We start from the raw sequence: 12,932 nt of genomic DNA, 5'->3' as shown, positions 1-12,932 counted from the left end.
TTCCCCTGGAGGAATAATCCTCCAGGGGCTTTTTTTGGGCAAAAATCGACTGTAATAACGAAGTATATACTGAGCAATGACTTGAAAAGATTTCGTGTTTCCGATTTAATCGAAAAAAAGAAATAAATTTCCCCCCTTTTACTGCCATGAAACACATCCGCCTCTTCCTTGCAGACGCCCGGCGTCACCAAGGGTTAGCCTTGATCATCGTTCTTTCGATGCTCGCCTTGGCTACCATCGTTATCCTGGCCTTCTTGAGTGTTGCAGACACTGAGAACAAGGCCACGAACATTTACTCCGCTTCCCAGGCTTCGCGCCGCTTTGCGGATACGGCTGTGAACATGGTCATCGCCCAGATTCGTTCTGGTGCAGCCCGTGAAAGCGAGGGCGTGCCAGTGATCCATGCCACCCAGCCCGGTGCCGTCCGTAAATACGCTGCCAGTGGCGCATTCCTGGCTGGCTACAAGCTCTTCTCTGACAAGGACATGATCTTTCGAGGTGCGGGCGGTGGTCTGAATGTCCGGGAACGCGAGTTTGTGAGCCAGTCAGAGCCACCCAGCAATTGGAACGACGTCAGAAATGCCGCCCGATACGTGGACATGAATGATCCCGTCATCAAAGGCGTGGTCACGGGAGCCCAGACGAACCAGGACAATGCCCAGATTTTTTTCCCGATCATTGATCCGCGCGCTGGTCAGGACATTGACCCAACCAACGCCGAGGTGCCGGTGGAAGGCTTCTCTTACGACACCAATACGCAGATCAACTCTAACAACATTGGCGACGGTGCCGTGGGCGATGCTTTACAGCCCATTATCAAGCCTACCGGCGCTGGCGCCGGGATTGACCAACTGCGTTTGGCGATGCCCGTCCAGTGGCTGTATGTGCTGAAAGACGGCGCTGTCGGATACCTGCTGGAAGACTCGTTGGAGTTCCGCGTGCTCAATAGCGCGGAAGGTGGCCTGGGTCAGGGGCCTTCGGTGGATGCCAATGAGCAGTATGGCGTCCCTTCCGAAGCCAATCCCATCGTCGGTCGTGTCGCATTCTGGACGGACGACGAAACCAGCAAGATCAACATCAACACCGCTGCTGAGCCGACCTATGCCGGTCTGCCGATCTATTACCATGAGCGTGACCACCGCTGGGCCGACTTTCCACCTGCACGCAGCGAATATCAACGTTTCCCTGGCCATCCTGCGACTGTTGCCCTCAGCAGCGTATTCTACCCGAACCCACTTCAGGATGAAAATCGCAGCCTGGATACCTATGGCCTTCGGGGTCCGGTCTCCGGCACAGAGCAGTCAACTATCCTTGCTGTCAAAGAGCGGCTTTATGAAATCATGCCGCGCATTCACACCGGCGGCAGCAAGGCGGGGACCACCACCTTCGAGCAGGATGACTATCGAACGGTCACCGGAGATACCAATAATGCCTCTGCGATTGCCGTGGCCATGGGAGAGCGTCTTTACTCCAGCGTGGATGAGCTGCTCTTTGCCCAGGGGGCTAATGCCGGACGTCGTATCCTCAACTCCGCCCAGGTCAATGACCGCGTGACTTTGTTTAACAAGACCAGTCTGGAGCGTTCGAGCGCCTTCCTCACAGCTCAGAGCCGAGGCAGTGAGATCAACCTTTTCGGCCTTCCACGCATCGCCATGTGGCCCGTGTCTCACTCGATCGACAAACGCACTGGCTTCGACAAACTCATGGAATTTTGTTCCCGCCTGGGGACCAATGGCAATCCCGACACTGGCAACAGCTACATCTTTCAGCGGGAAAATTCTGCGACGATCGTCGGCTCGGCTAGTGGTGCCAAGTCTGACATCAATCTGTCTCGGAACGGCAAGCTGTTGAGCATGCTCGACAAGATTCTGGACCAGCCTTTCCCAACCGCTTCAGAGGAAGGCAATGCCACGGCCAAGTCTTTCAAGAGCAGCGAAAAACTCGGAGTGGACAATGCGCGCCAGCTTCTGGTGAGCATGTTTGACTACATCCGCAGCACCAATCTTTATGATAGCTTCATGGTGCCCCAGAGCCGCAGCAACTGGCTTCAGAGCAACGACATGGCTTGGACAAATCTTTACAAAATACGGGATACGCAACAGGGTCAGTTCAAAACATTCACGCCTGGAGTCGTCCGGAATGCCTCCAACGCCACGAACTTGGCGGATCCTTTTGCAGATCGCTTTCTGCCTGGTCACGGTCAGGTGACACCTTCGGAGCACCCCACTTGGAAAAGTCCCACGGTGCCCCCTGAGGCTATTCGGGGTTTTGGCCGCTTCATCTCTCTGAGTGAAATCGGGCTTCAGTTCATTTGTACCGCCGATGGCCAGCCCGACATGTATAGTTGGAGAATTCCTGCCCTTGAGACCGGTCCGACGGCAAAGCCAGGTGATTTCAGAATTCCGGCCATTGCTCCTGGCAATCTGGATGCCGCTGCCCAGGCGGCCATTCCAGTGGTCAGCGGTGGCCGCACAGCCCTCCGCGTTCGTGAAGAAGATCTGGAAGGGTTCCACATCTTGCATGGCTTCCCGAACGGTTTTGATGGCGGCACAGCTCGCCTCACCAATGTGGATGCTGTCCACTGGAGAAATGGCACTACCCAGCCGGATGGCGTCACGCCAGCCGCCAACATGATCAAGGAACGTTATTATTCCAATTACCCCCCCCTGCGTAACCCTCAGCAGGCCGGATTTTATGGAACGACAGGCGTTGCCGCACCGGAAACCAGCCCTAACTATGGCCGTTATTACCGCCTGCATCCAGGGTATGACTGGCGCAACTGGAACTGGACCTTGGATTTTGATACGCCACTGGCCATCAATCAAAAACGCGTGCAGGCTCTTCTGCAGCTTGAGTTCTTCTGCCCTTCGGCCGCCTACACGGAGATCAATCCAGATTACACCATTGTGGTTACAAATCTGAACAGCATTGAAGTCAATGGTCGCGCCATTTTCCCCACCAATGATGCCGTGGCCCTTCGCAGTGAGCGTCCTTTGTATGAGACAGATGGCCACCCGGAAATCGGTGGTTTCGCCAGTTTCCGCAACGTGGCCCTGGGACGCCGTGTGAGCAGTCGTTCCACCATGCCTGCAGATGGAGGTTATGATGAAAACGCGACGAGCCAGGTGCATTCTGGGCTGGTCAACATGGACTTGGTTTCCGGCTTCTTCACCGTCAATCACAACCAGAAGCTCACTTTCTCATCCTCAGAAATGACGATTAGGATTTACGACCACCATGTTCAGGCCAATACCAATGAGGAGCCCGTGCAGATCATCAATTTCCGGCTGAGTGAAGGGTCTTCCCCGACTCCTGACATTGTCACGGCAGGCTCCTATACCGTCAACTACACCAATACCGACGGCAGCACTTACAACCACCCAGCCATCCAGGCACCACGCTGGTGGAGCTTCAGCCGGGATGGTGCCTTGGCCCGTTTTGATGATGCTGGTAATCGCATCGACGTTGAACAAGCAACGACCACCCGTGGCATTAGAGGCCGTTTCTACCGTTGGGATAACGTTAACATTCAGACCAATACCCGTGCTTATGATCCACGCGTGGCTGGTAACAATAATCAGAGTGTGCCAGGAGCGGTCGCCCTTATCTACGGCAAAGATGCCGCTAACTACATCGGTGTGGAGCTTCAGCAAAATGAACTCATCCGCACCAACCGTTTGGCTGCCATTGGTTACGGGCCGCTCAATGATCCTCAAAACGGCGTTCAAGACATTCAATTGCGCAATGAAGACGCGCGCGAATTGGTTAACTGGGACCGGCCATGGCACTTTGGTTCGGATGTCGTGCGCACCCTAATGCCCGCTCAGGGCGATCCGCGTATCATTGCGGCCAAGAAGATCGTTCCTGCTACGGATTGGACGCCCCACCGCTATTGGAACAATGAAGATGTTTACACGGCCCATAACTTCTCCTCCTACACAGCCGGGACTGAGCCAGGATTTGATCGCGGTTCAGCCAGCGTGACGGACAGTGCCGTGAACACCGATGTACGGGGATTGCCAAAAAGTGTAGTTCTGGATGGTACCAATGGCTTGGGTGCAGGCCGCACGCCGGATTTGCCTCATACCCGGCTGGCCGCTGATTCGATCCAGCGTTATTATGACTTTGATGATTCCGATCCAGGTGGACGCATTGGCCCCTTCATCAACAAAGTGGATGAAGGCAACTACTCGGTGGGTGATTTCAGGCTTACCGGCTGGCCAGATGCCAAGAAATGGCGGTCCACTTACTTCCGGTCAAACAGCCAGTCGGCCCGTTTTGCCAGCGGTCAGGGCAACTACTTCTCGCCGAACCGCATGGTTCCCTCACCAGTGGTCATGGGTTCTCTGCCATCACGTATCTGGGATGCGAATGGCAACGGTGCATGGACGAACCTCCTGTTCCGACCTTACGTAACCTACCTCAACCCTGTGACGGGAGGCATTTCCAATGCAGCCCCGACACATCCAGGTGCCACGTCTCCGCCCGATCATTACCTCCTGGACCTTTTCTGGATGCCGGTGGTCGAGCCTTACGCAATCAGCGAGTCTCTATCCACGGCGGGCAAGATCAACCTGAACTACCAGATGATGCCCTTCACGCACATTCGCCGTGCTACCGCCGTCCATGCAGCCATGAAGGGTGAAATCATGGCGGCCTTGCCTAATGGGGACTATGAGCAGTCGAAAAGTGTCCGCACAGGCTGGGGTACCAATGGCTCTTCTGCACCGATCTTCCGCAGTGAGGCTGACAACAAATATTGGCACCGGTCCATCGTGGTGGATCAGTTCCGGGCTGGTGCTAGGCTTTGGTGGGACCCCGCCAATACCAAGGACAACTTGGTTCAGGGTACACTTCGCCAGTTTGAGGAGCGATTTAACTTCTCGCCGAACTTGGGGGATGGTTTCCGTGGTGGGCTTTTCCGCACAGCTTCCCAACTTTGCGAGATTCACCTGATTCCTAGCGAGGTTCCGGGCGTGCCGGCTGAGGGTAATGTCTCGGCCTCTGCGGTCGATACTCCGACGAAACGCAGGGACGCCATGGCTCGGTTCTGGAGTGCCCATTGCTCCACGGGCGACAACACCCGTGAGAAGCCTTACGCAAACTTGTATTCCAAGTTCACCACCCGCTCGAACACCTTCCGGGTGCATGTGCGGGCCCAGGCCATCCGCAAAGCCCGTCGTTCTGTGGCCGCCAATCAGTTTGATCCTGCCCTGGACCTCCCCGTCGGCGAGTTCCGCGGATCTTTCCTGGTCGAGCGTTACATTGACCAGACGGACATGCAGGAAGCGGGACTCGATGTGGATTATGCTTCGGCAGCCAATCCGTTTAGCTTGAAGCCGCTTGAGAGCTACTACCGCTTCCGCGTTCTCGAATCCAAACGTTTTGCTCCCTAATCTGTTTCTTACCCCCCATTGGCCATGAGCTTTCGACATTCGCAATCTTTAGCCTCCCTCCGGAAAGGGAGGGCTGCATTCACCCTGGTGGAGGTTCTCGTCTCCATGACCATCCTGATCATCCTGCTGCTGGTCAGCGCTCAGGTCATCGGGACGGTCCAGAGCACATGGACGAAGTCCAATGCCCGGGTCAGCCAGTTCCGGGAGGCGCGTATCGCCTTTGACATCATCACAAGAAACCTCAGCCAAGCGACGCTGAATTCTTACGTGGATTATGACAACTCGTACTTGTCTGATTCGGTAAACACCGTGAGCAACACGGCTCCACAGAATTACCTGCGGAAATCGGATCTGCGTTTTGTCTGTGGTCCAGCCGAGGGCATCCTGCAGCAGGGGGCAAGTGCGGCCAATTCACCAGGACATGCCGTGTTTTTCCAGGCACCCCTGGGAGTTGCCCATGATCCCTCCTATGTGGGTCTGGACCGTCTGTTGTGTGGTCGCGGTTATTTTGTGCAATACACATCGGATGAATTTTTCCGACCAGAGATCCTGCCTCCAGGAATTCCGCGTTTCCGCTACCGCCTCATGGAGTTCTCTCCCCCAGCCGAAAAGAACCTCATCTACCCCGCAGCGGCGGCAGCCCCGACGGGTGCTAATACCAGCATTGCTTGGTATGAACAGGCAGGCGTGGAGATGGATACCAACGCGACAACGATCAACCAAAACCTCACCCGCCCCATTGCCGACAACATTGTCGCTTTGATCGTGGCCCCACAGGTGGAAGTTCCGGGTGCGGGTGCTGGCAATCAATTCCAGTCCGTATTCAATTATGATTCTGCAGTTGATACGGAAGCTTCCCCGACCAAGCAGGGAAACCAGCACCGTCTGCCTTCGCTGGTGAAAGTGATTTTGATCGCCATTGATGAAGGAAGCGCCGACAGGCTCAGCCAGAATAGCTCACCCGAAAGCCCGCCCTTCGACACACTTATTTCTCAAGCGCTTGAAGGTCAGGATGCTGCGCAAAACCTCAATGACACGATGACGAAGGTGGCCAATATTATGGCCGACAGGCGTGTCAATTACCGCATCTTTTCAGCCACGGTATCCATGCGTGGAGCTAAGTGGGGCAGCTAGTCCAAATCTTTCCCTTTGAGACATGACAACTTTTTCTCAGCGCCGCAGAAGGTCGGCCTTCACGCTCATCGAAATGCTCACCGTCGTGGGCATCATCTCCATTTTGATCGCTTTGGCTGCTCCGGCCTTGATTGATGTGGTGCGCTCTACCCGGCTGAATTCGGCGGGTGATGCGCTGATCAACCGCATCAGCCTTGCTCAACAGAGCGCCGTCTCGTTATCATCCGAGGTGGAAGTGCGTTTTTACCGCTATGTGGACAGCACGGCGGACAATCCAAGCGACAACTCTTTTTATGCCTATCAGGTGGTGCAGAGCCTGCCGAGTGGGGGACAGAAAGCCATTTCCGACCCATATTACTTGGAGTCTGGCATCATTTTGTCTGCCCAAGAAAGGATGTCACCCCTCTTGCAGACGGTCGTCCAGCAAGTGGAAGGGCAGACTGGGCAGTACCTTTTCACTCCACCAGGGAATGCCACGGCTGGCGATGTTTCTTATGCCGCCATGCGCTTCTACCCAGATGGCAGCATGCGGATGCTGACCTCTGCAACAAATGCCGATGCGAATGCCAACGATGTCGCCCGAGCCTACACAATCCCAGAATTTAATAAAAGCTTCATCATGGTGATCGAGTCGAGGGATTCTCAAAGTAACGAGGCACCGACAAACTATTATTGTGTGCAGATTGACTCCTACACGGGCAGAACCCGCGTTTATCGTCCGTGATTTGCATTCAGAAGTCACTTTCTGCGTGACACTCGTCTGAGTGCCGCTTAGATGGCACATGGGCGATATTCCTTCCCTTGCACTGAGTTTTGATGACGTATTGGTCCTGCCTGGACTGAGCCAGGTTCTGCCTGGAGAGGTAAATCTGGGCACGGTTTTTGGCAACAGCATCCAGTTGAACATCCCGGTCCTATCCTCGGCGATGGATACGGTGACGGAGGCCGAGCTGGCGATCGCCCTGGCACGCGAGGGTGGCCTGGGAGTCATCCACCGCAACATCCCGATTGATTATCAAGCGGAGCAGGTGGCGAAGGTAAAGCGCTCTGAAAACACCGTCATCCAGACGCCGCACACGGTGCGCCCGGAGACGACGCTGGGCGCGCTGCAGCGCCTGATGCATGAAAAAGGCGTGAGCGGATTCCCTGTAGTGGAGCCGGATGGCACGCTGGTGGGCATGGTGACGAGCCGTGACCTCTGGTACATCGAGGACGAAAACACGCCGGTCTCGACGATCATGACGCCGCGCGACCGCCTAGCTATCGGCACTCCGACGACGAGCTTTGATGAGGCGCTTAAGATCCTCTACACGCACCGAATTGAAAAGCTGCCGCTGGTGGATGCGAATGGCAAACTGGCCGGGCTGATCACCAAGCAGGACGTGGTGAAGCGCCAGATGTTTACCAGTGCCGCGAAGGATGCGAATGGCCAACTGCGCGTGGGCGCGGCCGTAGGTGTGGGTGATGATTGTGCAGATCGCGGAGCGGCCCTGGTGGCTGCGGGTGCAGATGCACTTTTCATTGATGCGGCCACAGGCCACACCACCCGTGTGGCAGATGTGATCCGCCGCTTGCGCGATCGCGTGGGCGGCAGCATCCCGATCGTGGCGGGGAACGTGGTGACCCAGGACGGGGCGCTGCATCTCGTCGAGGCGGGTGCCTCCGCCATCAAGGTGGGGGTGGGCCCGGGGTCCATCTGCACCACGCGCATCATTTCGGGCGTAGGCATGGCCCAGTTCACGGCGGTGCAGGAGGTGGCTGAAGTGTGCCGCCCGCGCGGCGTGACGGTGATCGCGGATGGCGGCATCCGTTACTCCGGCGATATCGTGAAGGCACTGGCCGGCGGGGCGGACTGCGTGATGCTGGGCTCTCTCCTGGCAGGCACGGCGGAAAGCCCGGGCAACATGGTGAAGTGGCAGGGCCGCACCTTTAAGGAATACCGGGGCATGGGCAGCCTGAAGGCCATGCGCAAGGGCGCTGGGGACCGCTACGGGCAAAATAGCTCGGGCAAACTGGTGCCGGAAGGGGTGGAGGCTCGCGTGCCGTTCAAGGGACCTTTGGCGGATGTGGTGTTCCAGCTCATGGGCGGTCTGCGCTCTGGAATGGGCTATGTGGGCGCGGATAATCTGGATGAGCTGCGGGCAAAGGCGCGCTTTGTCCGCATCACCGCTGGCGGGCTGAAGGAAAGCCACCCGCATGACGTGGTGATCACGGAAGAGCCAGTGAATTACGAGCCGTCTTAATCTCCCTGTTTCTGACCTTTCGCGGTCGCCCTGGTGACCGCGTTTTTTGATTCTCTTTTTCGATTTATATTCCATGACCGACCACGAAGTTGCCGTACTCGATTACGGTTCCCAGTACTCTCAGCTCATCGTCCGCCGCGTTCGCGAGCTGGGCTTCGTTTCCCACCTGTACCCGCCGGCAGAACTGGCGAACCTGAAGAACCCCGGAGCGATCATCCTTTCTGGTGGCCCGCGCAGCACCTCCGAGGTAGATGCACCGGACGTGGACTTTGAAAAGCTGCTGGCCTTTGGCGTGCCGGTGCTGGGCGTGTGCTATGGCATGCAGCTCCTGAACATCAAACACGGCGGCACGGTGAAGCCAGGGGTCACGCGCGAGTATGGCCCGGCGAAGCTGGTGGTGACGGAGCATGCAGATCTTTTCAAGGGCATCTCCCATGAGTCTCAGGTGTGGATGAGCCACAGCGATACCTGCGCGAATCTGGCGGCGACCACGCAGGTCATCGCCACGAATGAAGATGCGGTGCCGGTGGCGCTGAAGTGGAGCGACCGCTGCTGGGGCATCCAGTTTCACCCGGAGGTGACGCACTCGCACGAGGGCACGGCCATTTTGAAAAACTTCCTCACGGAAAGCGGTGCGAAGCTGGCGAAGTTCGACATCCAAGAGTTCAAGGACCAGATGATCGCCCAGATCAAGACGGACGTGGGTGACCGCGAAGTCATCTGCGGCGTATCCGGCGGTGTGGATAGCACGGTGCTGGCGGTGCTGCTGGCACGCGCGGGCGTGAAGGTGCGCTGCATCTTCATTGATACCGGGCTGATGCGCCTGAATGAATCGGCCGAGGTCAAAGTGCTGTTTGAAGAAGTGGGTGTGCCCATTGAGCAGATTGATGCGAGCGAGGTCTTCCTGGGTGCACTGAAAGGAGTGACGGACCCTGAGCAAAAGCGCCGCATCATCGGCACGCTGTTTGTGGAGGAATTCTGGAAGCTGGCGGACGATGTGGAACTGCTGGCCCAGGGCACGCTGTACCCAGACGTGATCGAGAGCGCTACGAGCGGCTCCATCGCCAGCAAGATCAAGACCCACCACAACCGGGTGGATCGCATCATGGAACTGAAGGCACAGGGCAAGGTGCTGGAGCCTCTGGCCGAGCTGTTTAAGGACGAAGTGCGAGCGCTGGGCGCCAGCCTGGGCATCCCCCATCGCGCCCTGTGGCGGCATCCTTTCCCAGGCCCCGGCCTGGCCGTGCGTATCCCGGGTGAGATTACGCCGGAGCGCATCGTGGCCACGCAGCAGGCGGATGCCATCTTCATCGCGGAGCTGCATCGCAGTGGCTGGTACCAGCACGTGTGGCAGGCCTATGCGGCGCTGCTACCGGTGAAAACCGTGGGCGTGAAGGGCGACGAACGAAGCTACGAGCAGGCCATCTCTCTGCGCGCGGTCATCAGCGAAGATGCGATGACGGCCGACTGGGTGGAGCTGCCGTATGAAGTGCTGCGCAACACGTCTAACAAAATCCTCAACAGCGTGAAGGGTGTGAACCGCGTGCTGTATGACATCAGCACGAAACCACCAGCGAGCATCGAGTGGGAATGATGCGGGAAGGAGACGGGGCACCTGCGGGTGCCCTTTTTCTTTGGGGGACTGGGTTTGGGGTGCGTTTTTTAGACGGACTTCACGCGATGGAGATGGGCGCGCGCGGGTCGGGGCCTAACAGGAAGTGGAGTTTGATCTTCTGTGAATGATGGCGAAAAGACATCTTCAAGCAGAAGCGACTTGGAGGGGTGTATCTATTGCGATATCTTTTGTTAGGTGTGGGTCCAGGGGCGCTCGTGCCTCGCTGCACCCCCGGTTACCTTCTTTCGCCCTTCAAGGGGGGCAAGGGGGCGGACGGGGCTGGGTGGGGGCGGATGCATCACTCGGAGAGTGATGAGTACTGTGCGGCGAACGGGCGACGCGTGTTCCTGTGAGATCGGTGCCCAGCACTTGCTGAAGCCGGGACTGCAACGCACGGAGGGCTTGTCAGTTCGGGTATCTCCTGCCACTTTGGCGGCGAACGACTGGCTTTTCCTCTGACCATGACCCTCCGCGATCCTGAAATTGTTGAACTTTCCACGGCTACGGGGCCTATGCGGGCTTTGGTGCTGCGGCCTGCGGGGGCGGGGAGATATCCGGGGTTGTTGTTTCACTCGGAGATTTTTCAACTGACGGGGCCCATCGTGCGCACGGCGGCGTTTCTGGCGGGGCATGGGTTTGTGGTGGCGCTGCCGGAGATCTACCATGAATACCTGACGGCGGGGACAGTGCTGGCGTATGATCAGGCGGGCTCGGATGTGGGGAACCGGCTGAAAACGGAGAAGCCAGTGGCGGCCTATGATGGAGATAACCGGGCGGTGCTGGATTACCTCAAGAGGCATGAGGCTTGCACGGGGAGTCTGGGCTCCTTTGGCCCGTGCATCGGCGGGCATCTGACGTATCGCGCAGCCTTGCAGCCGGACGTGGCAGCAGCGGCCTGTTTTTACCCGACGGATCTGCATAAGCGCAGCCTGGGGGCGGGCATGAATGACGATTCCCTGGCGCGGGCGGCGGAGATCAAGGGGGAACTGATGATGGTCTTTGGCCGTCAGGACCCGCATGTGCCGGCGGAAGGGCGGGCGCTGATCTACCAGACGCTGACGGCGGCCGGGGTGAACTTCACCTGGCACGAGTTCAATGCGGCCCATGCTTTCCTCCGCGATGAGGGTCTGCGCTATGATGCGGAGCTGGGGCGTCAGGCGCTGGGCATGACGGTGGATTTTTTCCGTCGTTGTTTGGCGTGAGATTGCCCCCTGAGGGATCTCTTTCCCCTGGGTCGATATTGGGTCTATTCGGCGGAAGAGGAGAGTTTGGTGCCACAGTGCTGGCAGTGGAGGGCGAGAGGATCGTGATCTTCCCAGCCGCATTCGTTGCAGCAACGACGGGGTGCGAGGGGCTTGCCCATGGCGCGGCCCAGCTCGCTGGTGACGATGCCGGTGGGCACGGCGATGATGGCAAAGCCCGTCAGCATGATGATGGAGGCCATCATTTTACCAGGAACAGTGATGGGGGCGACATCGCCATAACCGACGGTGGTGATGGTGACGATGGCCCAGTAGATGGCCTGGGGGATGTTGGCAAAGTCCGGGTTGGCCTCATGCTCGAGCACGTAAACGACGGTGCCTTCCACCAAGACGATGCCGATGACGGTGGTGAGGAAGAGAGTGATCTTTCGCCGGCTGGCGCGCAGGGCGGCGAGGAGGATGCTGGCCTCGCCCAGGTATTCGGCCATTTTCAGGACACGGAACATGCGCATGAGGCGCAGCACGCGGAGGGCCATCAGGTAGTGGGTGCCAGGAATGAGCAACTCCAGGTAGGCGGGCAGGATGGAGATGAGGTCCAGCAGGCCAAAGAAGCTGAGGGCATAGCGCAAGGGACGGCGGACGGACCAGAGACGGGCGAGGTATTCGGTGGTGAAAAGGACCGTGAAGATCCACTCGAGCGTCCAGAAAAGATTGGCGTGAGGCAGGCGGATTTCATCCACGCTTTCTAGGATGATGGTGACCACGCTGAGCGCAATGAGCCAGAGGAGCACGACATCAAAGGCCCGGCCTACCGGAGTATCGGAAAGAAAGATGATCCGCCAGAGGCGTTCCCGTTTGGGAGAGGGGTCGGGTGGGGCGGCACTCATGCGGTCCATTTCATCATCGTACGTTAGACTGTCGTGGCGTCCACTGGAGAGACTGGGGGCCGGGTTCGCGTCCTAGAGGAGGGATGCGACCGTGTGTGGGGATGCCAGAATGGAAGGTGAGGCTGATGGCCAGCAGACCGCTAAGGACAAGTATGGCCATTTGGCCGAGGGCGACCAGGGTGGAGGTTTGCCAGAGACGGGTCTCCCGGAGAGGATCCCGCAAGCGAAAGGGGAGAATGACGATGAAAAGGATGGAAGCGATGGCGGCGATGAGGAGGGCCGTCCATCCGGCGTCTTGGACGGGATGCTGGGAACGGTAGTAGTCCATGCCCTGGGTCCATGCGTGGGTGATCCGTGCCGCGCCCCAGGAGCTACCCAGGATTGTGACGATGAAGAGCGGTAGCCAGGTGAGTAGGGCCACGGTCCATCGGCTTGGGGAGAGCATGGCGGGGAAG

The 12,932-nt window shown here is 58.0% G+C and carries 8 protein-coding genes; 6 read left to right on the top strand and 2 right to left on the bottom strand.

What is annotated here, in order from left to right; all coding sequences use genetic code 11:
* The first annotated feature begins 146 nt into the window (after positions 1 to 146).
* The 6 genes from vccA (at position 147) to ABEB25_RS12700 (ending at position 11,590) form a co-directional block, all read left to right on the top strand.
* Positions 147 to 5,396 (top strand): Verru_Chthon cassette protein A, encoded by a 5,250-nt coding sequence (vccA, locus tag ABEB25_RS12725; protein WP_345736788.1) that lies wholly within the window; start codon positions 147 to 149, stop codon positions 5,394 to 5,396.
* Positions 5,397 to 5,420: 24 nt separating this feature from the next.
* Positions 5,421 to 6,530: a Verru_Chthon cassette protein C gene (gene vccC, locus ABEB25_RS12720; RefSeq protein WP_345736787.1), complete on the top strand. Its 1,110-nt coding sequence runs from the start codon at positions 5,421 to 5,423 to the stop codon at positions 6,528 to 6,530.
* Positions 6,531 to 6,552: 22 nt separating this feature from the next.
* A complete protein-coding gene (vccD, locus tag ABEB25_RS12715) occupies positions 6,553 to 7,254 on the top strand; it encodes a Verru_Chthon cassette protein D (protein WP_345736786.1) in 702 nt (233 codons plus the stop codon).
* Between the two features lie 58 nt (positions 7,255 to 7,312).
* Positions 7,313 to 8,773 (top strand): IMP dehydrogenase, encoded by a 1,461-nt coding sequence (guaB, locus tag ABEB25_RS12710; protein WP_345736785.1) that lies wholly within the window; start codon positions 7,313 to 7,315, stop codon positions 8,771 to 8,773.
* 73 nt (positions 8,774 to 8,846) lie between these two features.
* A complete protein-coding gene (guaA, locus tag ABEB25_RS12705; protein WP_345736784.1) occupies positions 8,847 to 10,367 on the top strand; it encodes a glutamine-hydrolyzing GMP synthase in 1,521 nt (506 codons plus the stop codon).
* A gap of 482 nt (positions 10,368 to 10,849) precedes the next feature.
* Positions 10,850 to 11,590 carry a dienelactone hydrolase family protein gene (locus tag ABEB25_RS12700; protein ID WP_345736783.1) on the top strand — a complete coding sequence of 247 codons (741 nt, stop codon included), beginning with the start codon at positions 10,850 to 10,852 and terminating at the stop codon, positions 11,588 to 11,590.
* Between the two features lie 44 nt (positions 11,591 to 11,634).
* Here the strand turns inward: ABEB25_RS12700 and ABEB25_RS12695 are convergent, their stop codons facing one another.
* Positions 11,635 to 12,477: an ion transporter gene (locus ABEB25_RS12695; protein WP_345736782.1), complete on the bottom strand. Its 843-nt coding sequence runs from the start codon at positions 12,475 to 12,477 to the stop codon at positions 11,635 to 11,637.
* A 13-nt stretch (positions 12,478 to 12,490) separates the two neighbouring features.
* Complete coding sequence (locus ABEB25_RS12690) at positions 12,491 to 12,922, bottom strand: hypothetical protein (RefSeq protein ID WP_345736781.1); 432 nt, start codon at positions 12,920 to 12,922, stop codon at positions 12,491 to 12,493.
* Positions 12,923 to 12,932 lie beyond the last annotated feature (10 nt).

Source organism: Prosthecobacter algae (assembly GCF_039542385.1).
In the GTDB taxonomy this organism is placed as follows: Bacteria; Verrucomicrobiota; Verrucomicrobiia; order Verrucomicrobiales; family Verrucomicrobiaceae; genus Prosthecobacter; species Prosthecobacter algae.
The sequence above is the reverse complement of the archived record's forward strand: the minus strand, read 5'-3'. Positions and strand labels throughout refer to the sequence as shown.

Bases quoted from the DNA above. Each gene is read 5' to 3' on its own strand.
- vccA (WP_345736788.1), top strand. From the start codon at position 147: ATGAAACACATCCGCCTCTTCCTTGCAGACGCCCGGCGTCACCAAGGG.
- vccC (WP_345736787.1), top strand. From the start codon at position 5,421: ATGAGCTTTCGACATTCGCAATCTTTAGCCTCCCTCCGGAAAGGGAGG.
- vccD (WP_345736786.1), top strand. From the start codon at position 6,553: ATGACAACTTTTTCTCAGCGCCGCAGAAGGTCGGCCTTCACGCTCATC.
- guaB (WP_345736785.1), top strand. From the start codon at position 7,313: ATGGGCGATATTCCTTCCCTTGCACTGAGTTTTGATGACGTATTGGTC.
- guaA (WP_345736784.1), top strand. From the start codon at position 8,847: ATGACCGACCACGAAGTTGCCGTACTCGATTACGGTTCCCAGTACTCT.
- ABEB25_RS12700 (WP_345736783.1), top strand. From the start codon at position 10,850: ATGACCCTCCGCGATCCTGAAATTGTTGAACTTTCCACGGCTACGGGG.
- ABEB25_RS12695 (WP_345736782.1), bottom strand. From the start codon at position 12,477: ATGAGTGCCGCCCCACCCGACCCCTCTCCCAAACGGGAACGCCTCTGG.
- ABEB25_RS12690 (WP_345736781.1), bottom strand. From the start codon at position 12,922: ATGCTCTCCCCAAGCCGATGGACCGTGGCCCTACTCACCTGGCTACCG.